The sequence below is a fragment of the Pelomonas candidula genome, assembly GCF_043555985.1.
Classification (GTDB): Bacteria; Pseudomonadota; Gammaproteobacteria; order Burkholderiales; family Burkholderiaceae_C; genus Pelomonas; species Pelomonas candidula.
Map to the genome: position 1 here is coordinate 395,700 of NZ_JBIGIC010000005.1, position 24,413 is coordinate 420,112.

Genomic DNA, 24,413 nt, shown 5'->3' on the forward strand with positions numbered 1-24,413 from the left:
CCCCCGGCCCGAAAGACAGCATGAACACCACCGAGGAAATCGCTGCAGCGGCGGCTCGCCTCATCGTCGATGAAGGCATGGACTGGGGCCCCGCCAAGCAGCGCGCCGCCCGTGACCTCGGCGCGCCGCGCGCCGCGCTACCCGGCAACGACGAGGTCGAGGACGCCGTGCGCGAGCACATCGCCATCTTCCACGCCGACACGCAGCCGGCCGAGCTGCGCGCGCTGCGCGAGCTGGCCGCGGTCTGGATGGCGCGGCTGGCCGAGTTCCGCCCCCACCTGACCGGCGCCGTCTGGCGCGGCACGGCCACGCGCCTGTCCAACATCCACCTGCAGCTCTACTGCGATGACAGCAAGGCTGCCGAGATCGCACTGCTGGACCGCGGCGTGGACTTCGACACCGCGGAAACCCAAGGTCCCAGGGGCCGCACCGTCGACATGCTGGTGCTGGACGCGCCCTGCCCCGCGCTGCAGGAACGCGTGACGATCTGCCTGACGATCCTGGACTTCGACGACCTGCGCGGTGCCCTCAAGCCCGACGCCCGCGGCCTGACCGAGCGAGGCGACCTGGGCACGCTGCAAATCCTGCTGGAGGAATCCCAGGCATGACTTCTCCCACCCGCCGCCTCATCCTCGCTGGCGCCGGCGCCGGCGCCGCCGCACTGGGCGCCTCCTTCGCCTGGCGCAAGCTGAACCCGCCGGCGGCCTCCCCTGTTGCCCAGGCCTTCTGGGCCAGGCGCTTCCCAGGCATCGACGGCGCCGAGTTGGACGTCGCTCGCTGGCGCGGCAAGCCGCTGCTCGTCAACTTCTGGGCCACCTGGTGCCCGCCCTGCGTCAAGGAACTGCCCGAGATCAACCAGTTCTACGGCGAGGCCAAGACCAAGGGCTGGCAGGTGCTGGGACTCGCGGTGGACCAGGCCGAGCCGGTCACCGCCTTCCTGAAAAAGACGCCGCTGGACTTCCCCATCGCCCTGGCTGGTCCGCAGGGCCTGTCGCTGGTACGCGAGCTGGGCAACCCCGCTGGCGGCCTGCCGTTTTCCGTGGTCTTCGACGAGACGGGCGAGATCAGTTGGCGCCGCCTGGGCGTCAGCAGGCTCGAAGACCTGCGTCAGCTGGCCAAAAGCTGAGGCTCTGGGCCTCGACCCCAGAATTTCCCCAATCCCGCAGGATTTCGGTCCCAAAACGCGTAAAGTTCGCCCTTCCTCAATTTAGTGGCGGTTCTCTAGACCGTTCAGGCCCGGCGGCCCGCCACGTGTTTGATGCAAGTTCTCGTCCTGCACGGCCCCAACCTCAACCTGCTCGGCACCCGCGAGCCCGAGGTCTACGGCTCGCAGACCCTGTCTCAGATCGACGCCGAACTGAGCGCGATCGCCACCGAAGCCGGCGCCAGCCTGACCAGTTTCCAGAGCAACCACGAAGGTGCCCTGGTCGACCGTATCCAGGCCGCGCGCACCGACGGCACGCGCTTCATCGTCATCAACCCGGCCGCGTACACGCACACCAGCGTCGCCATCCGCGACGCGCTGGCCGGCGTGTCGCTGCCGTTCATCGAAGTCCACCTGTCCAACATCCACCGCCGCGAGCCCTTCCGCCATCACAGCTATCTGAGTGATCTGGCGGTGGGCGTCATTTGCGGCCTGGGCGCCAACGGCTACCGCCTGGCCGTGCGCCACGCCCTCGCATCGTTGGGAGCGGTCGGCGCCTGACCCAGGCAGCCGGCCTTCCTTTTCCTTCCCCACAACAACAACATCGCCTGGAGCCATGATGGACCTGCGCAAGCTCAAAACCCTGATCGACCTGGTCTCGGAATCGAACATCTCCGAACTGGAAATCACCGAGGCCGACGGCAAGGTCCGCATCGTCAAGACCGACCCGGCCGCCGCCGTGGCAGCGCAGCCGGTCTACGCCGCAGCGCCCGTGGCTCCTGTCACGGCCGCTGCCGCACCCGTTGCAGCCCCGGTTGCCGCCGCTGCAGCCCCCGCCGCCGCTGTCGAGACCGGCCACGTCGTCAAGTCGCCCATGGTCGGCACCTTCTATCGTGCCTCCAGCCCCAACGCCAAGCCTTTCGGCGAACTCGGCCAGCAGATCAAGGAAGGCGAAGCCATCTGCATCATCGAGGCCATGAAGATCATGAACGAGATCGAGGCCGACAAGTCCGGCACGATCACGAAGATCCTGGTCGAGAACGGCCAGGCTGTCGAGTTCGGACAGCCGCTGTTCGTCATCGAATAAGGACTTCTGATGTTCAAGAAGGTTCTTATCGCCAACCGGGGCGAGATCGCGCTGCGCATCCAGCGAGCGTGCCGTGAACTCGGCATCAAGTCCGTCGTCGTCTACTCCGAGGCCGACCGCGACGCCAAGTACGTGCGCCTGGCCGACGAGGCGGTCTGCATCGGCCCCGCGCCGTCGGCGCAGAGCTACCTCAGCATGCCGGCCATCATCGCGACGGCCGAGGTGACCGATGCCGAGGCCATCCACCCCGGCTACGGCTTCCTGTCCGAGAACGCCGATTTCGCCGAGCGCGTCGAGCGCAGCGGCTTCACCTTCATCGGCCCGACGCCCGAGTCCATCCGCATGATGGGCGACAAGGTCTCGGCCAAGCAGGCCATGATCCGCGCCGGCGTGCCCTGCGTGCCCGGCTCGGAAGGCGCACTGCCGGACGATCCGAAGGAGATCATCCGCATCGCCCGCTCGGTGGGCTACCCGGTCATCATCAAGGCAGCCGGCGGTGGTGGCGGTCGCGGCATGCGCGTCGTCCACACCGAGGCAGCCCTGGTGCACGCCGTGCAGACGACCCGTGCCGAAGCCGGTGCGGCCTTCGGCAACCCCGAGGTCTACATGGAGAAGTTCCTGGAGAACCCACGCCACGTGGAGATCCAGGTGCTGGCCGACACCTTCAAGAACGCCGTCTGGCTGGGCGAGCGCGATTGCTCCATGCAGCGCCGGCACCAGAAGATCATCGAGGAAGCGCCGGCACCCGGCATCCCCCGCCGCAACATCGAGAAGGTCGGCGACCGCTGCGCCGCCGCCTGCAAGAAGATGGGCTACCGCGGCGCCGGCACGTTCGAGTTCCTCTACGAGAACGGCGAGTTCTACTTCATCGAGATGAACACGCGCGTGCAGGTGGAGCACCCGGTCACCGAGCTCGTCACCGGCATCGACATCGTGCAGCAGCAGATCAAGATCGCTGCAGGCGAGAAGCTGCCGTTCACGCAGCGCCAGATCGAGATGCGCGGCCACGCGATCGAGTGCCGCATCAACGCGGAAGACCCGGTCAAGTTCATCCCGTCGCCCGGCCGCATCACGATGTGGCACGCGCCCGGCGGCCCCGGCGTGCGCGTGGACTCGCATGCGTACACGAACTACTTCGTGCCGCCCAACTACGACTCCATGATCGGCAAGATCATCGTTCACGGCGACACGCGCGAGCAGGCCCTGGCACGCATGCGCATCGCGCTGAGCGAGACGGTGGTCGAAGGCATCCAGACCAACATCCCGCTGCACCGCGAGCTGATGGCCGACGCCAAGTTCATCGAAGGTGGCACGTCGATCCACTACCTCGAAGGCTGGATGGCCGCGCATAAACGATGAGCCGACCGCGGCGAGCCTCGGCAGTCGCGGGACAATAGGCGCATGAGCAACTTGTTTGAACTTGCGCTGGTCTGCCGCGAAGCCGACGTCGAGATCGTCAGCGATGCGCTGATGGAGATCGACGCGCTGGCAGTGTCCGTCGAGGACGCCGATGCCGACACCGACGCCGAGCGGGCCCTGTTCGGCGAACCGAACATGCCCGCACCGGCGGCTGGTTGGGAACGCTCGGTCGTCAAGGCCTTGTTCCCGTCGGAGCCCGAGGCCACCGAAGCCGCGACGTTGATCCTGGCCCAGGAATGGGCCGCGGACGTGCACGTGCAGGCCATCCAGACCGTGCCCGAGCAGGACTGGGTGCGCATCACGCAAAGCCAGTTCGCGCCGGTCGAGATCACGCCGGACTTCTGGATCGTGCCGAGCTGGCACGAGGCGCCGCCGCAAGCCCAGCGTGTCATGCGCCTGGACCCCGGCCTGGCCTTCGGCACCGGCACGCACCCGACGACACGCATGTGCCTGCGCTGGATCGCGAAGAACGCGCAGAAATGGCCGCGCGTGCTGGACTACGGCTGCGGCTCGGGCATCCTGGCCATCGGCGCGGCGCTGCACGGCGCCCATGACATCGACGCCGTCGACATCGACCCGGCAGCCGTCACCTCGTCGCGCGACAACGCGACGGCCAACCGCGTCGCGATCAACCCCGGCCTGCCCGACCTTGCCCACGGCGAGTACCCGCTGGTCATCGCCAACATCCTGGCCATCCCGCTGAAGCTGCTGGCACCGCTGCTGTGCGCACACGTCGCGCCCGGCGGCCACCTGATCCTGGCTGGCATCCTGTCGCGCCAGGCGGACGAGCTGAAGGCGGCCTACGCGCCCTGGCTGGCACTGGAAGTCAGCGACGAGGAGGACGGCTGGATTCTCATGACGGCACAGCGCGCCGCATGAGCCTCGCAACGCGCTGCACCGCCTGCGGCACGATCTTCAGGATCGTCGAGGACCAGCTGCGCGTTTCCGACGGCTGGGTACGCTGCGGTCGCTGCGCCGAGATCTTCGACGCCCGCGAGCTGCTGTTCGACATCGAGCAGGAAACGCCACCGCCCTGGCCGCCGGCTTTCGCACCGGCACCCACGCCTGCGCCGGTCATCGAGCCTCCTCCGCCACCACCGCCGCCTCCTCCACCGCCACCGCCGCCCCCTCCCGAGCCGGTATGGATGCCGCCGCCCGAGCCCGAACCCACCTTGCGCCACGACGCGCTGCCGACGGGCTGGCCGACCAACGAGGAAACCCGGCAGGAGCCGCGCTGGATCGACGCGGAGCCCGCCGTCGAACCGCCGAAGCCGTCTTCTCGTCCGTCGGACGATTTTTCAGCGCAGATGACCGCTGCGCCTGCGGCCGCCCCGCAGGCCGTGGTGCCGGAGTTCATGCGCCGCGCGGAGAGCACCGCACGCTGGAACCGGCCTGCCGTCCGCATCGCGCTCGGGGTGGTGTCCATGCTGCTGGCGGCGCTGCTGGCGCTGCAGGTCACGCTGCACTTCCGCGACGCGCTCGCCGCGCTGCATCCCCCGCTTCGCGCAGGGCTGCAGGCGCTGTGCGGCACGTTCGGCTGCGAAGTCCGGCCGTGGCGACGCATCGAGGCGCTCAGCATCGAATCGACGTCGCTGAACCCGGTGGGCAGCAGCGGCTACAAGCTCAACCTGTCGCTGCGCAACAAGACCGGCGTGGACGTGGCGGCGCCATGGATCGAGCTCAGCCTGACGGATGCCAGCGGCGCGCCGTTCGCCCGCCGCGTGGTCGGGCCGGACGCGCTGACGCCGCAGCTGAAGCAGGTGGGCGCCGAGTCCGAGCAGGCACTGTCGTTCAGCTTCAGCACCGGTAGTCAGCGCGTCAGCGGCTACAACGTCATCGCGTTCTACCCCTGAGCACGGCGCTTCTCGCCCGGCCCGAGCAGCGGCGGGCAGCCCTGCCCCGACGAACAGCCAATAAAAAACCCGGCACCGCGTGAGCGGGCCGGGTTTCGCGCGTGAGGAAACGGGCAGTCAGACCGCCCGTTCAGACAAACGCTTAGGGCTTGTTGCCGGTGGGGAAAGGCCACGCGGCTTGCGGGCTCAGCGCCGTCTTGGCGGCAGGAGCGGGCGCAGCAGCGGCAGGCTTGGCGGCAGGGGCAGGCTTGGCAGCAGCAGCCTTCTTCGGAGCAGCAGCCTTCTTGGCGGCAGGCTTCGCAGCGGGCTTTGCGGCAGCCTTGGCAGCCGGCTTGGCAGCAGCGGCCTTCTTGGCAGCCGGCTTCGCGGCAGGCTTGGCAGCAGCCTTCTTGGGGGCGGCAGCCTTCTTGGCGGGCGCAGCGGCCTTCTTGGCCGGAGCGGCCTTCTTGGCAGCGGCCTTCTTCACCGGAGTGGAGGCAGCCTTCTTGGCCGGAGCGGCCTTCTTCGCCGGAGCAGCAGCCTTCTTGGCCGGAGCGGCCTTCTTCGCCGGAGCAGCAGCCTTCTTGGCGGCGGCCTTCTTCACCGGGGTTGCAGCGGCCTTCTTGGCGGGCGCAGCGGCCTTCTTGGCGGGCGCAGCGGCCTTCTTGGCGGGCGCAGCGGCCTTCTTGGCCGGAGCGGCCTTCTTCGCCGGAGCAGCAGCCTTCTTGGCGGCGGCCTTCTTCACCGGGGTTGCAGCGGCCTTCTTGGCCGGAGCTTTCTTCGCAGTTGCCATGGTTTTCTCCTTGATCAAGTGGAAAAGTCACCGCCCCGCACGGACCGGTCCGTGCGGATACGGCTATTCACCGTCCGAGAGTCGCTCAGGAGGAACGCCTCGGTACGATGAATCGGATCGCCATGCAGCCCCGCCACGTCGTGCGTGTTGATGCGGGTTTCGCTCGGTGACTGCATTGGCCAGGTCTTGATCTTGTGATGGCTGGGACTCAGTCCCAGCTCAGTGCCCCGCCCGACTGGTACTCGATGACACGGGTCTCGAAGAAGTTGCGTTCCTTCTTCAAGTCGATCATCTCGGACATCCACGGGAAGGGGTTTTCTTCGTTCGGGAACAGGGCTTCGAGGCCGATCTGCACCGCGCGACGATTCGCGATGAAGCGCAGATAGCCCTTGAACATCGAGGCGTTGAGACCCAGCACGCCACGCGGCATGGTGTCCTCGGCGTAGCGGTATTCCAGCTCGACAGCCTTCAGGAACAGCGCCTTGATCTCGGCCTTGAACTCGGCCGTCCACAGGTGCGGGTTCTCGAGCTTGATCTGGTTGATCAGGTCGATGCCGAAGTTGCAGTGCATCGACTCGTCGCGCAGGATGTACTGGTACTGCTCGGCCGCGCCGGTCATCTTGTTCTGGCGGCCCATCGCGAGGATCTGCGTGAAGCCGACGTAGAAGAACATGCCTTCCATCAGGCAGGCGAAGACGATCAGCGACTTCAACAGCGTCTGGTCGGTCTCGGGCGTGCCGGTGTGAAAGTCCGGCTTCATGATCGCCTCGATGAAGGGGATCAGGAACTCGTCCTTATCGCGGATGGACTGGACTTCGTTGTACGCGTTGAAGATCTCGCTCTCGTCGAGGCCGAGCGACTCCACGATGTACTGGTAGGCGTGCGTGTGGATCGCTTCCTCGAAGGCCTGGCGCAGCAGGAACTGGCGAGCCTCGGGCGCCGTGATGTGGCGGTAGGTGCCCAGCACGATGTTGTTGGCGGCCAGCGAGTCGGCGGTGACGAAGAAGCCGAGGTTGCGCTTGATGATGCGGCGCTCGTCGTCGGTCAGGCCGTTGGGGTCCTTCCAGAGCGCGATGTCGCGGCTCATGTTCACTTCCTGCGGCATCCAGTGATTGGCGCAGGTGGCGAGGTACTTCTCCCAGGCCCACTTGTACTTGAACGGCACCAGCTGGTTGACGTCGGTCTGGCCGTTGATGATGCGCTTGTCGGCAGCCTTCACGCGACGCGCGGTCGTGGACTCGCCGGACAGCTGGGGAGCGGGGATGGAGACGCTGGCAGCTCCGTGCGACGTTGTCGCCGAAGGCGTGACCGCGAGAGGCTTCGCGGTGTGGGTATCAGTGGACTTCAGGTCTTCGTCCCAATCCAGCATGGTGTCTTTCCTATCACTTCGAATTATCGGCAGTGCTGGTGCCAACAAACAAGAACCAGCGACTGCTATTTGCATCATTCGCGCAAAGTTTGTTGCGCGAGGGCATCGAAAACAGACATCGCGAACTTGTCTATACAAGCTCGCGATGCCGCTTCAATTACTGACAGGCCTCGCAACCGGGGTCGTCAATCGCGCAGAACTTCATGTCCGTGGCCGGCAGTTCGGGCTCGACGGCGGCAACCGGCGCGACCGCGGCGGCGGGCGCAGCCATCACCGGCGCAGCGCCGGACGACACCGCGTTGAGCTGACCCGAGCGCGTGACCGTGCTCTTCTCGGCCTGCGTCGCGCTGATCGTGCGCAGGTAGTAGGTCGTCTTCAGGCCGCGCTGCCACGCGAGCTTGTACGTCTCATCGAGCTTCTTGCCCGACGCGCCCGCCATGTAGATGTTCAGGCTCTGCGCCTGGTCGATCCACTTCTGGCGGCGGGCACCGGCTTCGATCAGCCACGAGGTGTCGACCTCGAAGGCCGTCGCATACAGCGCCTTGATGTCCTCGGGCACACGGTCGATGCGGCGCAGCGAGCCGTCGAAGTGCTTGAGGTCCATGACCATCACGTCGTCCCACAGGCCCAGCGCCTTCAGGTCACGCACCAGCGATTCGTTGATGACCGTGAACTCGCCCGACAGGTTGGACTTGACCGACAGGTTGCCGAAGCAGGGCTCGATCGACGCGTCCACGCCGATGATGTTGGAGATGGTCGCGGTCGGCGCGATGGCCACGCAGTTGCTGTTGCGCATGCCGAAGCTGGCGATGCGGCCGCGCAGTGCGTCCCAGTCCAGCGTCGTCGAGCGGTCCACGTCGACGTAGCCGCCGCGGGCTTCGGCCAGCAGGTCCAGCGAGTCGATCGGCAGGATGCCGCGGTCCCACAGCGAGCCCTTGTACGAGGAATAGCGGCCACGCTCCTCGGCCAGCTCGGTCGACGCCCAGTAGGCGTGATAGCAGACGGCTTCCATCGAGCGGTCGGCGAACTCGACGGCAGCTTCGGACGCGTAGGGCGTGCGCAGCGCGTACAGCGCGTCCTGGAAGCCCATGATGCCCAGGCCCACCGGACGATGACGCAGGTTCGAGTCGCGCGCCTTCTTGACGGCGTAGTAGTTGATGTCGATGACGTTGTCGAGCATGCGCATCGCCGTGCGCACGGTCTTCTTCAGCTTGGCCTGGTCGATCTGGCCATCCTTCAGGTGCTGGGCCAGGTTGACGGAACCGAGGTTGCAGACGGCGATCTCGCTGTCGTTGGTGTTCAGCGTGATCTCGGTGCACAGGTTGGACGAGTGCACGACGCCGACGTGCTGTTGCGGGCTGCGCACGTTGCAGGCGTCCTTGAACGTGATCCAGGGGTGGCCCGTCTCGAACAGCATCGAGAGCATCTTGCGCCACAGGTCCTTGGCCGGCATGCGCTTGAACAGCTTCAGCTCGCCGCTATCGACCTTGCGCTCATAACCCACATAAGCCTCCTCGAAAGCCTTGCCGAACTTGTCGTGCAGGTCCGGGCAGGTGGAGGGGCTGAACAGCGTCCAGTCACCGCCTTCGAGCACACGCTTCATGAACAGGTCGGGAATCCAGTTCGCCGTGTTCATGTCGTGCGTGCGGCGGCGGTCGTCGCCGGTGTTCTTGCGCAGATCCAGGAACTCTTCGATGTCCAGGTGCCACGACTCCAAATAGGCGCAGACGGCACCCTTGCGCTTGCCGCCCTGGTTCACGGCGACGGCCGTGTCGTTGACGACCTTCAGGAAGGGCACGACGCCTTGCGACTTGCCGTTGGTGCCCTTGATGTGCGAGCCGAGGGCACGCACGGGCGTCCAGTCGTTGCCCAGGCCGCCGGCGAACTTGCTCAGCAGCGCGTTCTCCTTCAGCGCCTCGTAGATGCCGTCGAGGTCGTCGGCCACCGTCGTCAGGTAGCAGCTGGACAGCTGCGAGCGGCGCGTGCCGCTGTTGAACAGCGTCGGCGTGCTGGACATGAAGTCGAAGCTGGACAGCACTTCATAGAACTCGATGGCGCGGGCTTCGCGGTCGATCTCGTTCAGCGCCAGGCCCATGGCCACGCGCATGAAGAAGGCCTGCGGCATCTCGATGCGGGTGTCGGCGATGTGCAGGAAGTAGCGGTCGTACAGCGTCTGCAGGCCGAGGTAGTCGAACTGCAGGTCACGTTCGGCCTTCAGCGCGGCACCGAGGCGGGCCAGGTCGTACTGGCCCAGCTTCTCGTCCAGCAGCTCGGCAGCGATGCCCTTCTTGATGTAGCCGGGGAAGTACTCGGCGTAGCGCGACTGCATCTCGGCCTGCGTGACCTCGCCGCCAATGATCTCGCGACGGATCGTGTGCAGCAGCAGGCGGGCCGTGGCGCGGCTGTAGCCCGGGTCCTTCTCGATCAGCGTGCGGGCGGCCAGGATGGCAGCCTTGTAGACCTCGTCGATGACGACGCCGTCGTACAGGTTGCGCTGGGTTTCGGCCAGCACCGGCTCGGGGCGGACGTCGGCGCCGAGGTTCTCGCAAGCCGAGGCGATCAGCGACTTCAGCGCACCCAGGTCCAGCGGGCGGCGCTCGCCACCGTCGACGACCATCAACTGCGGCTCGGCGGCGCGGGCGGCCTCGCCGTGCGCGGCGCGTTCCTGCGCGCGGCGCTCGCGGTACAGCACGTAGGCGCGGGCAACTTCGTGGTTGCTGCTGCGCATCAGGCCCAGCTCAACCTGGTCCTGCACGTCCTCGATGTGGAAGGTGCCGCCGCTCGGGCGCGAGCGCAGCAGCGCGCGCACGACGTTCTGGGTCAGCTGTTCCACCGTCTCGCGCACGCTGGCCGAGGCCGCACCGCTGGTGCCGTGCACGGCCAGGAAGGCCTTCATCAGCGCAACGGCGATCTTGCTCGGCTCGAACGAGACCACGGCGCCGTTGCGGCGAATGATCTGGTAGGCCTGATAGCTCGTCAGCGCGGGGGCGCTGGGGGTGGCGGCAGCGTCGGATCCAAACGCGACCGGGGAGACCGAGGCGGGAGCAGCCTGGCCCGTGGCGGCTTCATGCAGCATGAGGGAATCCTTTTAACGAGAAATGACGGGCAAATGCGCGGCACAGACCCGGTGACGGATCGACGCGTCGCGCGTTGCTTGGATGGAGGTGTTTCGGCCCGGTCGCTCCATTGCCCAACCGGCGTTCCGGCGGGGTTCCCGGGTGCATTGCCACCGTGGCCAGGCCACGGCAAACAGCGATTCCGGGAAGAGGGTCATGGGGTCGACTGGGTCAGCAGGATATCACGAGAGAACACTATATCTAGTGCTTGACCCCGCGGGGAGGCCACATCCCTAGTGTCAACCCGGGCACTGATTCCCCTGGACAAAACCGCCGCGCGCGCCGATCCCCGATCAGATCGGGACTCGGCCCGCGAAGCCCGCATCAGCACTGGGCTGGCGGGCCGAAGCGGGCCGCAAAGCCGCGCCGTTGCTGGGTTTGCCGAGAGGCCTGCGCAGGCCTCTCGGGATTCAAGCAGGGCAAATCCCGAGAAGGCTTTTTTGCCTCAACTGTCGCCAGCCGAGATCGCCAGCCGCGCCATGCGGTAGCGGATCTGGCGCAGCGACAGGCCCAGGCTGGCCGCCGCTGCCGTGCGGTTGAAGCGGTGCTGCTCCAGTGCCCGCAGCAGGATGGCGCGCTCGACCTCGTCGAGATAGAGCGCCAGGTCGCTGGGCAACTGCTCCGGCAGCGACAGGCCCTCGGCCACCGGCGCCATCGCCGGCGGCGTCTCCAGCGCCGCGAACTGCGATTCGCTGCGGCCCTCGTCCAGCAACGCGTCGGGCAGGCCCAGGTCGTCGGCGTCGATCCACTCGCCGCCGGCCAGCGCCAGCGCGCGATGCAGCAGGTTCTCCAGCTCGCGCACATTGCCGGGGAAGGCATAGCGCGACAGCGTCTGCATCGCGCCGGCCGTCAGCCGCGGCGTCGGCGACACGCCGGCGTCCTGCGCGATGCGGGCCAGCACGCGATTGCTGATGAGGCCCAGGTCCTCCAGCCGCTCGCGCAGGGGCGGCACGCGGATCTGGATGACGTTGAGGCGGTAGAACAAGTCCTGGCGAAAGCGGCCGGCTGCGACCTCGGCTGCCAGGTCCTTGTGGGTCGCGCTGAGGATGCGCACGTTGATCGGCGTCTCGGCCGTCGCACCGACCGGTCGCACCGAACGCTCCTGGATGACGCGCAACAGCTTGCTCTGCATGGCAAGCGGCAGGTCGCCGATCTCGTCGAGGAACAGCGTTCCGCCATCCGCCGCCTGGAAAAAGCCCTCGCGGTCCTCGTTGGCGCCGGTGAACGCGCCCTTGCGGTAGCCGAAGAACTCGGCCTCCAGCAGGTTCTCGGGGATGGCACCGCAGTTGACGGCGACGAAGCGCTGGCTGGCGCGCGTGCCGTGATCGTGGATGGCTCGGGCCACCAGCTCCTTGCCGGTACCCGACTCGCCCTGCACCAGCACCGGTGCCATGCTGCGCGCGACCTTGTCGATGACCGCGCGCACGGCACGGATGGCGTGCGACTCGCCGACGAGGCGCAGCGCCGTCGCCGCGCCGGTCGGCGCGGTGTCGGCCGCCGGCTCCGGCTCGGAATGGCGCGCCGCGGGCTGGCGGCCCAGCGCCGAGCCGACGACGAGGCGGAATTGCCGCAGGTCCACCGGCTTGGTCAGGTAGTCGAAGGCGCCGGCCTTCAGCGCCTCGACGGCGTTCTCGGCCGAGCCGAAGGCCGTGATGACGATGGCCTTCTCGGGCCGCCCGGCCTGCTCCAGCCAGCGGAGCACGGCCAGGCCCGAACCGTCGGGCAGCTTCATGTCGGTGATGACGGCGCTGTACTGGTTGGCGCCCAGGTGCGCCAGCGCCTCGGCCACCGAGCCGGCGCTGTCGATCTCGTAGCCCTCGCGCAGCAAGGTCAGCTCGTAGAGCGTGCGCAGGTCGGGCTCGTCGTCGATGACCAGCAGGCGCACGGGAGAGGCAGTCATCATGCAGGTGGCATGCGCAGGCGCACGCTGAACTCGTTGGCAGCCGCATCGGCGGCGCGGCGGTAGTCGATGCGACCGCCATGGCGCTCGCACAGCTCACGACAAATATAGAGGCCCAGGCCCGAACCGCGGCTGCGTGTCGAGAAGAAGGGCTCGAACAGATGGCGCTCCACGTCCGGCGGCACCGGCGGGCCGGCGCTGCGCACGACGAGATCCAGCTCGTCGCCGGCGCGCGCCAGCCGCACGCGCACGGAGCCGGCGCCCTCGTCGGCATGGCGCAGCGCGTTGTCCAGCAGATTGACCAGCACGCGGCGCAGGTGCTCGGCGTCGAACAGCCCCCTCAGCCCCGGTGCCTCGATCTGCAGCTGGAAGCGGCCCGCACCGTGGCCGGCGCCGCTCTCCAGGCCATTGACGACGACCCAGTCCACGCAGATCTCGTGCACGAGGTCGCTGACGTCCAGCGCCTGCGTGTCGGGCTGCACGCCGGGCGCGACCTCGGTCACGTCGTCGACGAGGCGCTTGAGCCGCTGTACGTTGGACGCCACCATGCGCGTCAGCTGCTCGGCGCGCATACCGGCCACGTCCTCGGCGATCAGCGCATTGGCCTGCGCGATGGCCGCCAGCGGGTTGCGGATCTCGTGCGCGATGCCCGCGGACACGCGGCCCATCGCGGCCAGCTTCTCCTGCCGCGTGCGGGCCAGCAGCTCGCGGTTGTCCTCCAGGAACAGCACGCACAGTTCCTCGCTGCCTTCGCGCTGGCGCGTAAAGCGCAAGCGCAAGCGCAAGCTGCGGGCGACGCCGCTGTCCAGCGGCAGGGCGACGTCGATCTCGCCGCCACGACTGTCGACGTAGGCCTGCTCCAGCGCCAGCACCAGCGGCCGCCAGTCGCCGCGCCCGCGCAGCTGCCAGCTCAGCTCGCCGCTGGCCGCCCCCAGCAGCGTTCGCGCCGCCGGGTTCATCGCGCGCACCCGACCGCGCCGGTCGACGACCAGCACGCCCTCCTGCATCTCGTCGATGACGAGGCGATTCAGCAGCTCCTGCTGCCGCGCCAGCGCGAGGCTGCCGCGGGCGGCCTTTTCCTCGCGGGCCAGGCGCGCGCTCAGCTCACCGGCCAGCAGGCTGACCGCGAACAGGCCACCGCCCACCAGGCCGGCCTGCGTCGTCTTGAGGCCCACGTCCACACCCAGCAGCAGCGACCATGCCGCCGCCGCCAGCAGGCCCAGCGTCGCCATCGCCGCCGTCGCCAGCGCGAGCCGGCGCGGGCTCAGCACGGCGGCCATCAGTACCGGCATGACGAACAGCGCGCCGTAGTTGACGCCGCTGGGGTCCAGCGCGTGCAGCACGCCGAACAGGATCAGGTCGATGCCGATGGCCGCCCACCAGTGCAGGCTGCTGATGCGCGCAAGGCTGCGCGCCGTCACGCCGCGGCGCAGTTGCGGCAACAGCCACAGCGCGACGGCGGCCACCGCGTAGGACGCGCTCAGCGCCAGGGTCGAGTGCGCGGGCGGTGCCGACAGCACGGACGCGATCAGGTGCGCCGTGACGAGCGCCAGCCCCAGCGCCGCGCGGGCGGCCAGGAAGGCGCGATAAAGCCGGTCGAAGGCCGTGCTGCCGCTGTCGACGGGCTCGGCCGGCGGCGACTCGACGAACCAGCTGCCGCGGATGGACACCGGGTCCAGGCTGGGCGGCAACGTCGACTCCGGGCTCAACGCTGACCCTGCCTGGCCTCGAAGCGGTTGCGGTGCTCCGCGCCGCAGAACACGCCACCGCGGCCGGGCAAGGCCTCGTCGGCGGGCAGGTGCATGCCGCATTCGGCGCAACGCAGCATCTCTTTCGGCGGCGCGGGCGGTTGCGGCTTGCTGCGTGCCTCGGGCTCGTCGGGTCGGCCACGGCGGGCACCCAGCATGTAGAAGACGACCGCCAGCAGCACCAGCATCAGCAGCAGCTTCATCATGCGCCGCTCCCCCGTTGCAGCACGACTTCCAGTACGAAGCGCGAGCCGGCATAGGACAGCAACAGCAGCGCCGCGCCGGCGTAGAGCCAGCGCGTCGCGCGACGGCCGCGCCAGCCGTAGACGCGGCGGCCCACCAGCAGGCCGGTCAGCACCAGCCAGCCCAGCACGGCCAGCAGATTCTTGTGATCCCACTTCCAGTGCGGCGTGAACCACCAGCCCAGCACGATGGCCAGCGACAGCACGCCCACGCCGGCAGCGACGAACTGGAAAGTCAGCCGCTCCAGCTGCAGCAGCGGCAGCCCACCCGGCGTGGCTTGCTTCTGCCGCAGCCTGGACTCGGCGCGGCTCATCAGCGCCGCGTGCAGCACCGCCACGCCGAACAGCCCGTAGGACGCCAGGCCCAGCACCCAGTGCAGCGGCGCCCACGGCGACACGGCCGTCGGCCGGCTCTCGCCAGGGAAGCTCCACGCCAGCAGCACCGCCACCGCCGCCAGCCAGGCCAGCACGCGGCGCACGCTGTGCAGCGGCAGGAAGCGGCTTTCGACCAGGTAGACCGTCAGCACCAGCCAGGTCGTCATCGACAGCGCCGGCGCGAAGCCGAAGCGCGCGCCCGGCGTGGCCAGGCCGAAGCCGCTGATGTCGATGTAGAGGGCGACGAACTGGGCCGTCCAGGCCAGGGCCATGGGCGGCACCGAGCGCAGCGGCGGGCGCGTGGCGGCCTCGGCGTCGCCGGCACGGGCGCGCAGCAGGCCGACCCAGACATAGCCCAGCAGCGCCAGGCCGCTGGCGACGGCCAGGGCGACGGTCGGACCGAAGGCTTGGGCCGGGGCAGCTTCCCCCAGGAGAGCGGGCGATAAACTCATGGGTCGCAGTGTACTTTTGGCCCGTCGCCGTTCTGGCGGCCCAAGGCCTCCCCATCGATGGCATCCAACCTCACCGACCGCCTGAGTCGCCTCGTCAAGACGATGCGCGGCCAGGCCCGCATCACCGAGAGCAACGTCCAGGACATGCTGCGCGAAGTGCGCATGGCCCTGCTGGAGGCCGACGTGGCCCTGCCGGTGGTGCGCGACTTCATCGCCCGCGTGAAGGAGAAGGCGCTCGGCCAGGAGGTCGTCGGCTCGCTGAACCCGGGTCAGGTGCTGGTCTCCATCGTCCACAAGGAGCTCGCCGCGACCATGGGCGAGGGCGTGGCCGACATCAACCTTGCCGCCCAGCCCCCCGCCGTCATCCTGATGGCCGGCCTGCAGGGCGCCGGCAAGACGACGACGACCGCCAAGCTCACCAAGCATCTGATCGAGAAGCGCAAGAAGAAGGTGCTGACGGTCTCCGCCGACGTCTACCGCCCGGCTGCCATCGAGCAGCTGAAGACGGTGACCAAGCAGGCCGGCGGCGAATGGTTCCCGTCGGCGCCCGAGCAGAAGCCGCGCGACATCGCACTGGCTGCGCTGGACTACGCGAAGCGCCACTACATCGACGTGCTGCTGGTCGACACGGCCGGCCGCCTGGCCATCGACGAAGCGTTGATGGCCGAGATCAAGGAACTGCACGAAGTCCTGAACCCGGTGGAGACGCTGTTCGTCGTCGACGCGATGCAGGGCCAGGACGCGGTCAACACAGCCAAGGCCTTCAAGGAAGCGCTGCCGCTGACCGGTGTCATCCTGACCAAGCTCGACGGCGACTCGCGCGGCGGCGCGGCGCTGTCGGTGCGCCAGATCACCGGCGCGCCGATCAAGTTTGCCGGCGTGTCCGAGAAGATCGACGGCCTCGAAGTCTTCGACGCCGACCGCCATGCCGGCCGCGTGCTGGGCATGGGCGACATCGTGGCCCTGGTCGAGCAGGTCACGCAGAGCGTCGACCTGGCCTCGGCCCAGGCCATGGCCGAGAAGCTCAAGAGCGGCAGCGGCTTCGATCTGAACGACTTCCTGCAGCAGATCGCGCAGATGAAGAAGATGGGCGGCCTCGGCGGCCTGATGGACAAGCTGCCCACCAACATGATGGGCAACAAGCAGCCCGGCCAGGCCGACATGGACCGCGCCGAGCGCGACATGAAGCGCATGGAGGGCATCCTGCGCGCGATGACCGCCAAGGAACGCGCCCAGCCCGCGCTGCTGATGGATGGCAAGAGCAAGGCCAGCCGCAAGCGCCGCATCGCCACCGGTGCCGGCGTGCAGATCCAGGACGTCAACCGTCTGCTGAACCAGTTCGACCAGATGCAGCAGATGATGAAGAAGATGAAGGGCGGCGGCCTCATGAAGATGATGAAGCGCATGGGCGGCATGAAAGGCTTGCCCGGCATGGGCTGAGCCCTCGGCAGCGGTCGCCGTCAGTCTTCAGACAGCGGCGACACAAGTGCACACACCTGCCCCCAAGGTTGAAGGAGGCGGGGGCATGGGCAAATCGCCCGCCGGCCGATAGCGTGGCGCGCCATGCTGAACCTCCACCTCCCCCACGCCCTCGGCGCCTGGCTGAACCGCCTGACCGGCCAGGACAGCGAACTCCACGCCGACACCAGCGACACCGTCATGCGATGGCCGCCCACGGCCGCACGCGTGCTGGCCAGCTCGGAGCGGCACGCGCACAAGGCGTTGATGCATGCGCTGGCGCTGGAGCACCCCAAGGGCTTCCTGCTCGCACACGTGCCACTGCACAGGCTGGTGCGCGTACCCAAGCACAACTCCTACCGCGAATGGCTATCGCGCACCGGTCTGCTGACCGTGGACTTCGCGCTGTGCGACGAGCATGGCGTGGTGCGCTCGATCGTGCTCATGCCGGTCTCGGACGACCAGCTGCGCCTGCAGCGCAGGCGCGAGCGGCTGCTGCGCGTGCTGCATGCCACGGACCTGCCAATCGCCGAGTGGGACCGCGAGTGGACCAACGACGCCGTCGAGCGGCTGCGCCACAAGTTGTTTCCGGCCGTGCGCAGTGCCGGCTTCTATTCCGACATCCCGCATCGGCATTGAAGCCCCTCGTCCCGTCTCGCCAGGCTGAAGGCCGGCGAGACTGACCGGTCCCCGATGGGACGGCGATGCGTGCGGCATCAGGCCGGCCGCACGTCGCGTGGGCGGGCCGGCTCGGGACAGCCCAGCGCTCGGCCCGCGGGGGTTACTCCAGCAGTGCCCGCGCGAACTCGCGCGCGCTGAAGGTCTCGAGGTCTTCCAGCTTCTCGCCCACGCCGACGAAGTAGACCGGCACGGGCCGCTCGCGGGCGACGGCCGCGAGCACGCCGCCCTTGGCTGTGCCGTCCAGCTTGGTGACGACCAGGCCTGTGAGGCCCAGCGCCTCGTCGAAGGCCTTGACCTGGTTGAGCGCGTTCTGGCCCGTGTTGCCGTCCACCACCAGCAGCACTTCGTGCGGCGCGCCCTCCTGGGCCTTGGTGATGACGCGCTTGATCTTCTTCAGCTCTTCCATCAGGTGGAGCTGTGTCGGCAGACGGCCCGCCGTGTCGGCGATGACGACATCGGCACCGCGCGCGCGGCCGGCGTTGACGGCGTCGAAGGACACGGCCGCCGGGTCGCCGCCCTCCTGGCTGATGATCTCGACCTGGGCGCGGTCGGCCCACACGCCCAACTGCTCGCGCGCGGCGGCGCGGAAGGTATCGGCGGCGGCCAGCAAGACCTTCTGGCTGGAGTCGGCCAGGTGGCGGGTCAGCTTGCCGATGCTGGTCGTCTTGCCGGCGCCGTTGACGCCGACGACCATCATGACGGTGGGCGTGAAGCGCCCCACTTCCAGGCCCTTCTCCAGCGGCGTCAGCAGCTCGGCCAGCGCGTCGACGAGCAGTGCGCGCACCGCCTGCGGGTCGGTGGCCTTGGCGTCCTTGACGCGGCGCTTCAGGTCGTCAAGCAGGAACTGCGTGGCCTTGACGCCGGCATCGGCCATCAGCAGCGCCTCTTCCAGTTCCTCGTAGAGCTGGTCGTCGATCTTGGTACCGGTGAAGACGCCGGCGATGCTGCCGCCGGTCTTGCGCAGGCCGGCGCGCAGGCGCTCCATCCAGCTCTGGCGAGCGGGCGGCGCGGGTGCCACGACCGGTGCCGGCGGCGGGGCCGCGACAACCGGCGTCGGTGCAGGCACTGGCGCGAAGACGGGGGTCGGGGTCGACGTGGCGACGGGGGCCGGCACAGGCGCCGCGACCGGTACGGGTGCCGGGACTGGGGCCGGCTCCGGTGCAGGCTTGCTGGCGGGCTTGGTGACCCACCCCTCGGGCAGCAGGGCGGGCGCTTCGGCGGCAGGCGCGGGCGGCGGAGGCGCCTTCTTGAAGAAACTGAACATAGGCCACCATTTTCGCCTGCCCTCGCGACAGCGCCCTGACGCGGCTTTCTCGCACGCGCTTGATTTTTTGGCGCCGGGGAACCGGGGGACACTGACCGAGGCTCCCCGCACTCCCGGTCCGCTCATGTCTGCTGCTTCCGCTTTGTCGCCCCGTTGCGCCCTCCGGCTGGTCTCGCTGGCTTCGCTGTTGCTGTGTGCCGCAGTTCACGCGCAGGACCTGCCGGGTCAGCAGGCGCCCACGGCCGTCAGCACCCAGGCGGGAACGCTGGCCGCCGTGAAGAAGAGCGAGCGCACCTTCCTGATGTCGGCCTTCATGGCCACATCGCAGAACACGCTGAGCCTGTTCACGTCCACCGATGGCATCACCTTCACGTCGCTGGGCTCGGAGGTCTACACGCCGGCCAAGGAGCTGCTGCGCGACCCGTCCATCGTCCGCGCGGCCGATGGCCTCTACTACGTCGCCTACACGACCAACTGGAACGGCTCGAACTTCGGCATCGCCAAGTCCGCCGACCTGAAAACATGGACGCACGTGGCCGACGTGCAGGTCAAGCTGCCCGGCGTGACGAACGTATGGGCGCCGGAATGGTTCCGCGACAGCGACGGCAGCCTGAAGCTGGTCGTGAGCCTGTCCAAGGCCGGCACCAAAGGCCCGTTCGCGGCCTACTCCGTGAAGGCGCTCGACGCCAGCTTGGCGAAGTTCGGTGACCCGGTGCCCATGCAGGGGCTGGAGCGCAACTACATCGACACCTTCGTCATCCAGCACGAAGGCCGCTACGTCGCGTTCGCGAAGAACGAGACCACCAAGTTCATCGAGATGGCCACCGCACCAACGCTGGACGGCCCGTGGACGCTGCAGAAGACCGGCGACTGGGCCGGCTGGGGCGGCCCGTCGGAAGGCCAGGCGCTGGTGTCCATCAAGGGCGCGGACGGCAAGCCCGGCTGGCGCATCTACTTCGACGACTACACGACCAAGCGCTACTGGTACTCCGACAGCTTCGACGGCCTGCAGACCTGGACGCCGAAGAAGGAGCTGGGCGGCGTGTCGGGCACCGTGCGGCACTTCACCGTCATCTCCGAGGAGACAGCGCAGCTGGAACGCGCGACGGCACCGAAGAACAAGCCGAAGCAGATCACCTGGGACCGCCACTCGCTGATCATCGACGGCAAGCGCGAGATGATCTTCGCCGGCGAGATCCACCCCTTCCGCCTGCCCTCGCCCAGCCTGTGGCGCGACGTGCTGCAGAAGATGAAGGCCTCGGGCCTGAACGCCGTGTCGTTCTACTTCAGCTGGGGCTACCACTCGGCCAAGCCGGGCCACTACGACTTCACCGGCGTGCGCAACATCGAGCGCGCCATCCAGATGGCCGAGGAGGAAGGCCTCTACGTCATCGCCCGCATGGGCCCGTACGTGAACGCCGAGCTGACGGCCGGCGGCTTCCCCGGCTGGCTGCTGCGCCAGCGCGCCGAGGCGCGCACCGACGCGGCCGAGTACCAGAACGCCGCCGACGAGTGGATGTCGCAGATCAACGCCATCCTCGCACGGCACCAGATCACCAACGGCGGCGGCAACGTCATCGCCTATCAGATCGAGAACGAGCTGTTCTCCGTGCAGCCCAAGAACATCCGCCACATGCAGCACCTGGCGGACAAGGCGCGCGCCGACGGCATCACCGTGCCGCTGTTCCACAACGCCGCGTCACGCCTGCCGGACTGGACGCCTAAGAACTCCACCGCGCCGTTCGCCAACCCCGGCCCGACCGACCTCTACGCGTTCGACGGCTATCCCGGCGGCGTCTGCGGCGTGGACGCCCAACCCGGCACGCCCGCACCGGCGCCGGACTGGGGCATCTACGGCAAGAACTACCCCAAGGTCGGCTCGCTCGCCTCGCCCAACACACCGGGCTTCGTCGCCGAGATCGGCGCGGGCTGGTTCGACTATTGGGGCAGCAACGGCACCTACGAGTGCACGGCCCAGCGCCAGGGCGGCGGCTACGAGCGCGTGTTCTACGGCAGCAGCCTCATCAACGCGCTGACCATCCACAGCATCTACATGGCCTTCGGCGGCACCAGTTGGGGCTGGCAGCCGGGGCCCATCGTCTACACGAGCTACGACTACGGCGCGCCGATCAGCGAGGCGCGCGTCATGCGCGACAAGGCGCTGGTGCTCAAGCAACTGGGCGGCTTCGTGCAAGCCGCCACGCCCGTGCTCACGCAGATGGACAAGGGTGAGCCGCTGGAAAGCGGCAACGCCAAGGTCAGGCTGTATCACAACGTCAACAACACGCTGGGCAGCCATGTGCTGCTGGCCCAGCACAACCAGCTGTCGGGCACCGAGGCCTTCGGCTTCAAGCTGCAGACAAAGGACGGCAGCTACACCGTGCCGCAGGCCGGCAAGCTGACGCTGACCGGCCAGGACGCCAAGCTGCTGCTGGCTTCGTACACGCTGGAGCGGCAGCACCTCGTCTACAGCACCAGCGAGCTGCAGGCCCAGCTGCAGCAGGGCCCGCGCGACGTGGCCTTGTTCTACGGCCGCAACGGCGACGACGGCGAGACCGTGCTGCGCTTCGCCGCCAAGCCGACCCTGAAGCTGCTGCGCGGCCAGGCCCAGGTGAACTGGGACGCCAAGAGCGGCGACCTGCGGCTGAACTACGCGCACACCGGCCTCATCGAAATCCTCGTCAGCGGCGGTGGCCGCGCGCCCTTGCTGCTGTTGATCGCCGACGAAAAGGCGGGCCAGGAGCTCTGGCGCCTGAAGGCCGGCGACCAGGCCGTGCTGGTGCGCAGCCCCGGCCTCGTGCGCACGGCCGTCATCGACGGCAAGACATTGAAGCTGACCGGCGACACGACCGCGCCGAGCGCGCTGCGTGCCTGGGTGCCCGACGGCATCACCGCCCTCTCCTTCGACGGCCAGGCCATCGCGACGAACGCGCAGGACTTCAGCCTCGCCACCCGCACTGCCCTGCCCGGCCCGGATGCCATCAAGCTGCCCGACCTGACGCAGCTGGCGTGGACGCGCCGCTTCGATTCGCTCGAAGCCGATCCGGCCTTCGACGACAGCGCCTGGCGCAAGGCCGACGCGGGCGCCTCGGCCGCCAACGTCTACACCGCACCGGACAAGGGCCAGCCCGTGCTGGCGATGAGCGACTACGGCTTCCACCACGGCGACGTCTGGTACCGCGGCCGCTTCACGACGACAGATGCCAAGCCGCAGCAGCTGGAGCTGTTCTTCGGCGGTGGCGGCGCGGGCATGATCCAGGTCTGGCTGGACGGCAAGTTCCTCGGCCAGCAGGAGAACGACACCGGCCGCCCCTTCCCCGAGACGACCGACACCTTCAAGCGGTTGCTGAAGGACGTCGCGCCGGGCGAGCACGTGCTGGCCGTCGTCGTGCGCAACGGCTCGCACAACTGGGACCTGTTCGCCGACGACGCGCACAAGGAAGCGCGCGGCCTCATCGCCGCGTCCATCGCGCCCAGGGGCGGCCAGCGCTTCGCGACGCCCATCGCCTGGAAGATCCAGGGCAACAAGGGCGGCGAGGACATCGCCGACCTCGTGCGCGGCCCGATGAACAACGGCGGCTTGCATGGCGAGCGCATGGGCTGGCACCTGCCCGTCGACCCGGCCAAGCCGCAAGCCGGCTGGGACGCGACGACACCGAACGCCGCCCCGCCCGCCCCCGGCACCTACTGGCTGCGCACGAACTTCAGGCTGGACCTGCCGCAAGGCCACGACGTGCAGCTGGGTCTGGCGTTCGGCGATACGACCAAGCCGCGCTCCGAGGTCGAGAACCGCGCGCTGATCTTCGTCAACGGCTGGAACATGGGCCAGTTCATTGCCAACATCGGCCCGCAGCGCGTGTTCGTGCTGCCGCCGGGCATCCTCAACCCCAACGGCGACAACACGCTGACGCTGGCCGTCACCACCGATGGCCAGCCGGCCAACGCACTGGAAGCCGTGCGCCTCGTGCCGCTGGCCGTGGCCCGCGGCGGCGTGCCGCTGGAAACCGTGCCGCAGCCGCGCACGCTGCAGCGATGAACACCGCCGCCGAACGCCTCACCATCCTGGCTGCCTGCATCGCGCTGGCGCTGGTGGCCGGTACCGTGCTGGCCCTCCATTTCTAGAAGCAGTACCCGAGACAACATCATGTCCAACCAGATCCTCAAGCCCGTCGACTCGTCCAAGATCCACCCGCTGCTGGCCCACCACACGGCCCACCTCGGTGCGGACCGCGACGACATCCGCGGCGCCATCGACCGGCTGATCCACAACCTGATCAACATCGAGGACAAGGACGGCAAGTTCCTGCTGCGCCTGGACGACGGCCGCGTGCTGGACACCAAGGGCTGGAACGGGTTCGAGTGGACGCACGGCGTGGGCCTGTACGGCGTCTACAAGGTCTGGGAGCTGACCGGCGACCCCAAGGCCTGGGACATCATGACCAGCTGGTTCGAGGCCCGCTTCAAGGAGGGCATGCCCAGCCGCAACATCAACACGGTGGCGCCCTTCCTGACGCTGGCCTACCTGTTCGAGCGCACCGGCGACCGCCGCTACCTGCCCTACATCGACCGCTGGGCCGAATGGGTCTACAACGACCTGCCGCGCACCGAGGAAGGCGGCTTCCAGCACATCGTCTACAACAGCGTGAACCACCAGCAGCTGTGGGACGACACGCTGATGATGTCGGTGCTGCCGCTGGCCAAGTTCGGCCTGCTGCTGGACCGCCCGCACTACATCGAGGAAGCCAAGCGCCAGTTCCTCGTCCACATCAAGTACCTGTCCGACCGCAAGACCGGCCTGTGGTTCCACGGCTGGACCTTCGACGGCCGCCACAACTTCGCCAACGCGCTGTGGGCGCGCGGCAACTCGTGGGTCACCATCGTCATCCCCGAGTTCATCGAGCTGCTGAATCTGCCCGAGGGCGACGCGTTCCGCCAGTTCCTCGTCTCGACGCTGGAAGCGCAGGTGAGCGCGCTGGCCAGGTGCCAGTCGCCGTCGGGCCTGTGGCCCACGCTGCTGGACGACCCGACGTCCTACGACGAGGCCGCGGCGTCGGCCGGCTTCGCCTACGGCATCCTGAAGGCCGTGCGCAAGGGCTACATCTCCAAGGACTACGAGACCTTCGGCGTGAAGGCCGCGCTGGCCGTTCGCAAGCACATCAACGACGCCGGTGAGCTGACCCAGGTGAGCTTCGGTACGCCGGTGTTCGACACGCTGCAGGGCTACAAGGACATCCCGCTGACGTCCATGCCGTTCGGGCAGGCGATGGCGCTGCTAACGATGGGCGAGCTGCTCGTTCGCTTCATCTGAGGTTGTTTATGCGCTGCGGTCGGTTTCTGGCCAGGCCCAGCCGGGATTTCGTCCCGGCGGCCGACTCACTTTCTTGCGCGCGCAAGAAAGTAAGCAAAGAAAGCGCCCCTGTTCCGTCGGCCCTCTTCGAGGGCTGCCCTGCGATGCTCGAACGCCGAGGCCCGCGCGGAACTCACTCCGCTACGCTCCGTTCAAACAGCCGCGCGGAGTCAGTTGACGAAGCGC

Annotated in this window: 19 protein-coding genes; 11 read left to right on the top strand and 8 right to left on the bottom strand. The window is 68.3% G+C overall.

Going from position 1 to position 24,413, the window contains the following annotated elements:
- Positions 1 to 20: 20 nt before the first annotated feature.
- The 7 genes from ACG04R_RS12880 (at position 21) to ACG04R_RS12910 (ending at position 5,503) form a co-directional block, all read left to right on the top strand.
- Entirely contained in the window at positions 21 to 608 is a 588-nt protein-coding gene (locus ACG04R_RS12880; protein ID WP_394410694.1) for a hypothetical protein, read from the top strand.
- Positions 605 to 1,126: a TlpA family protein disulfide reductase gene (locus ACG04R_RS12885; protein ID WP_394410697.1), complete on the top strand. Its 522-nt coding sequence runs from the start codon at positions 605 to 607 to the stop codon at positions 1,124 to 1,126. Before ACG04R_RS12880 ends, ACG04R_RS12885 begins: the two co-directional genes overlap by 4 nt.
- 129 nt (positions 1,127 to 1,255) lie before the next feature.
- Positions 1,256 to 1,705 (top strand): type II 3-dehydroquinate dehydratase, encoded by a 450-nt coding sequence (aroQ, locus tag ACG04R_RS12890; protein WP_394410700.1) that lies wholly within the window; start codon positions 1,256 to 1,258, stop codon positions 1,703 to 1,705.
- A 58-nt stretch (positions 1,706 to 1,763) separates the two neighbouring features.
- Entirely contained in the window at positions 1,764 to 2,231 is a 468-nt protein-coding gene (accB, locus tag ACG04R_RS12895; protein ID WP_394410917.1) for an acetyl-CoA carboxylase biotin carboxyl carrier protein, read from the top strand.
- Between the two features lie 9 nt (positions 2,232 to 2,240).
- Entirely contained in the window at positions 2,241 to 3,590 is a 1,350-nt protein-coding gene (gene accC / locus ACG04R_RS12900; RefSeq protein ID WP_394410705.1) for an acetyl-CoA carboxylase biotin carboxylase subunit, read from the top strand.
- Between the two features lie 51 nt (positions 3,591 to 3,641).
- Positions 3,642 to 4,529 (top strand): 50S ribosomal protein L11 methyltransferase, encoded by an 888-nt coding sequence (gene prmA / locus ACG04R_RS12905; RefSeq protein WP_394410920.1) that lies wholly within the window; start codon positions 3,642 to 3,644, stop codon positions 4,527 to 4,529.
- Positions 4,526 to 5,503: a zinc-ribbon and DUF3426 domain-containing protein gene (locus ACG04R_RS12910; RefSeq protein WP_394410708.1), complete on the top strand. Its 978-nt coding sequence runs from the start codon at positions 4,526 to 4,528 to the stop codon at positions 5,501 to 5,503. The genes prmA and ACG04R_RS12910 overlap by 4 nt, the downstream gene beginning before the upstream one ends.
- A 142-nt stretch (positions 5,504 to 5,645) precedes the next feature.
- On the opposite strand, the gene ACG04R_RS12915 is transcribed toward ACG04R_RS12910, so the two are convergent.
- The 7 genes from ACG04R_RS12915 to ACG04R_RS12945 form a co-directional block, all read right to left on the bottom strand.
- Entirely contained in the window at positions 5,646 to 6,275 is a 630-nt protein-coding gene (locus ACG04R_RS12915; protein ID WP_394410711.1) for a histone, read from the bottom strand.
- Between the two features lie 208 nt (positions 6,276 to 6,483).
- On the bottom strand, positions 6,484 to 7,644 hold the full coding sequence (locus tag ACG04R_RS12920; RefSeq protein ID WP_394410714.1) for a ribonucleotide-diphosphate reductase subunit beta: 1,161 nt from the start codon (positions 7,642 to 7,644) through the stop codon (positions 6,484 to 6,486).
- A gap of 157 nt (positions 7,645 to 7,801) precedes the next feature.
- Positions 7,802 to 10,720, bottom strand: a complete 2,919-nt coding sequence (locus tag ACG04R_RS12925) for a ribonucleoside-diphosphate reductase subunit alpha (protein WP_394410717.1) — start codon at positions 10,718 to 10,720, stop codon at positions 7,802 to 7,804.
- Between the two features lie 485 nt (positions 10,721 to 11,205).
- Positions 11,206 to 12,663 (bottom strand): sigma-54-dependent transcriptional regulator, encoded by a 1,458-nt coding sequence (locus ACG04R_RS12930; RefSeq protein WP_394410720.1) that lies wholly within the window; start codon positions 12,661 to 12,663, stop codon positions 11,206 to 11,208.
- Complete coding sequence (locus tag ACG04R_RS12935; protein WP_394410723.1) at positions 12,660 to 14,351, bottom strand: sensor histidine kinase; 1,692 nt, start codon at positions 14,349 to 14,351, stop codon at positions 12,660 to 12,662. Before ACG04R_RS12935 ends, ACG04R_RS12930 begins: the two co-directional genes overlap by 4 nt.
- A gap of 14 nt (positions 14,352 to 14,365) precedes the next feature.
- Entirely contained in the window at positions 14,366 to 14,614 is a 249-nt protein-coding gene (locus ACG04R_RS12940) for a PP0621 family protein (protein WP_394410727.1), read from the bottom strand.
- Positions 14,611 to 15,477, bottom strand: coding sequence for a cytochrome C assembly family protein (locus tag ACG04R_RS12945; protein ID WP_394410730.1), 867 nt, complete (start codon positions 15,475 to 15,477; stop codon positions 14,611 to 14,613). The genes ACG04R_RS12940 and ACG04R_RS12945 overlap by 4 nt, the downstream gene beginning before the upstream one ends.
- Before the next feature lie 57 nt (positions 15,478 to 15,534).
- Here ACG04R_RS12945 and ffh point away from each other — a divergent pair, with 57 nt between their 5' ends.
- Positions 15,535 to 16,917 (top strand): signal recognition particle protein, encoded by a 1,383-nt coding sequence (gene ffh / locus ACG04R_RS12950; protein WP_394410733.1) that lies wholly within the window; start codon positions 15,535 to 15,537, stop codon positions 16,915 to 16,917.
- 123 nt (positions 16,918 to 17,040) lie between these two features.
- Positions 17,041 to 17,574 (top strand): hypothetical protein, encoded by a 534-nt coding sequence (locus tag ACG04R_RS12955; RefSeq protein ID WP_394410736.1) that lies wholly within the window; start codon positions 17,041 to 17,043, stop codon positions 17,572 to 17,574.
- A gap of 142 nt (positions 17,575 to 17,716) precedes the next feature.
- Here ACG04R_RS12955 and ftsY read toward each other — a convergent pair whose 3' ends face one another.
- Complete coding sequence (gene ftsY / locus ACG04R_RS12960; RefSeq protein ID WP_394410739.1) at positions 17,717 to 18,880, bottom strand: signal recognition particle-docking protein FtsY; 1,164 nt, start codon at positions 18,878 to 18,880, stop codon at positions 17,717 to 17,719.
- A 124-nt stretch (positions 18,881 to 19,004) separates the two neighbouring features.
- Here ftsY and ACG04R_RS12965 point away from each other — a divergent pair, with 124 nt between their 5' ends.
- A complete protein-coding gene (locus ACG04R_RS12965) occupies positions 19,005 to 22,916 on the top strand; it encodes a beta-galactosidase (RefSeq protein WP_394410742.1) in 3,912 nt (1,303 codons plus the stop codon).
- Positions 22,917 to 23,024: 108 nt separating this feature from the next.
- Positions 23,025 to 24,188, top strand: a complete 1,164-nt coding sequence (bglB, locus tag ACG04R_RS12970; RefSeq protein ID WP_394410745.1) for a beta-galactosidase BglB — start codon at positions 23,025 to 23,027, stop codon at positions 24,186 to 24,188.
- Positions 24,189 to 24,413: the final 225 nt, after the last annotated feature.

Bases quoted from the DNA above. Each gene is read 5' to 3' on its own strand.
- ACG04R_RS12880 (WP_394410694.1), top strand. From the start codon at position 21: ATGAACACCACCGAGGAAATCGCTGCAGCGGCGGCTCGCCTCATCGTC.
- ACG04R_RS12885 (WP_394410697.1), top strand. From the start codon at position 605: ATGACTTCTCCCACCCGCCGCCTCATCCTCGCTGGCGCCGGCGCCGGC.
- accB (WP_394410917.1), top strand. From the start codon at position 1,764: ATGGACCTGCGCAAGCTCAAAACCCTGATCGACCTGGTCTCGGAATCG.
- accC (WP_394410705.1), top strand. From the start codon at position 2,241: ATGTTCAAGAAGGTTCTTATCGCCAACCGGGGCGAGATCGCGCTGCGC.
- ACG04R_RS12910 (WP_394410708.1), top strand. From the start codon at position 4,526: ATGAGCCTCGCAACGCGCTGCACCGCCTGCGGCACGATCTTCAGGATC.
- ACG04R_RS12915 (WP_394410711.1), bottom strand. From the start codon at position 6,275: ATGGCAACTGCGAAGAAAGCTCCGGCCAAGAAGGCCGCTGCAACCCCG.
- ACG04R_RS12920 (WP_394410714.1), bottom strand. From the start codon at position 7,644: ATGCTGGATTGGGACGAAGACCTGAAGTCCACTGATACCCACACCGCG.
- ACG04R_RS12925 (WP_394410717.1), bottom strand. From the start codon at position 10,720: ATGCTGCATGAAGCCGCCACGGGCCAGGCTGCTCCCGCCTCGGTCTCC.
- ACG04R_RS12930 (WP_394410720.1), bottom strand. From the start codon at position 12,663: ATGATGACTGCCTCTCCCGTGCGCCTGCTGGTCATCGACGACGAGCCC.
- ACG04R_RS12940 (WP_394410727.1), bottom strand. From the start codon at position 14,614: ATGATGAAGCTGCTGCTGATGCTGGTGCTGCTGGCGGTCGTCTTCTAC.
- ACG04R_RS12945 (WP_394410730.1), bottom strand. From the start codon at position 15,477: ATGAGTTTATCGCCCGCTCTCCTGGGGGAAGCTGCCCCGGCCCAAGCC.
- ffh (WP_394410733.1), top strand. From the start codon at position 15,535: ATGGCATCCAACCTCACCGACCGCCTGAGTCGCCTCGTCAAGACGATG.
- ACG04R_RS12955 (WP_394410736.1), top strand. From the start codon at position 17,041: ATGCTGAACCTCCACCTCCCCCACGCCCTCGGCGCCTGGCTGAACCGC.
- ftsY (WP_394410739.1), bottom strand. From the start codon at position 18,880: ATGTTCAGTTTCTTCAAGAAGGCGCCTCCGCCGCCCGCGCCTGCCGCC.
- ACG04R_RS12965 (WP_394410742.1), top strand. From the start codon at position 19,005: ATGTCTGCTGCTTCCGCTTTGTCGCCCCGTTGCGCCCTCCGGCTGGTC.
- bglB (WP_394410745.1), top strand. From the start codon at position 23,025: ATGTCCAACCAGATCCTCAAGCCCGTCGACTCGTCCAAGATCCACCCG.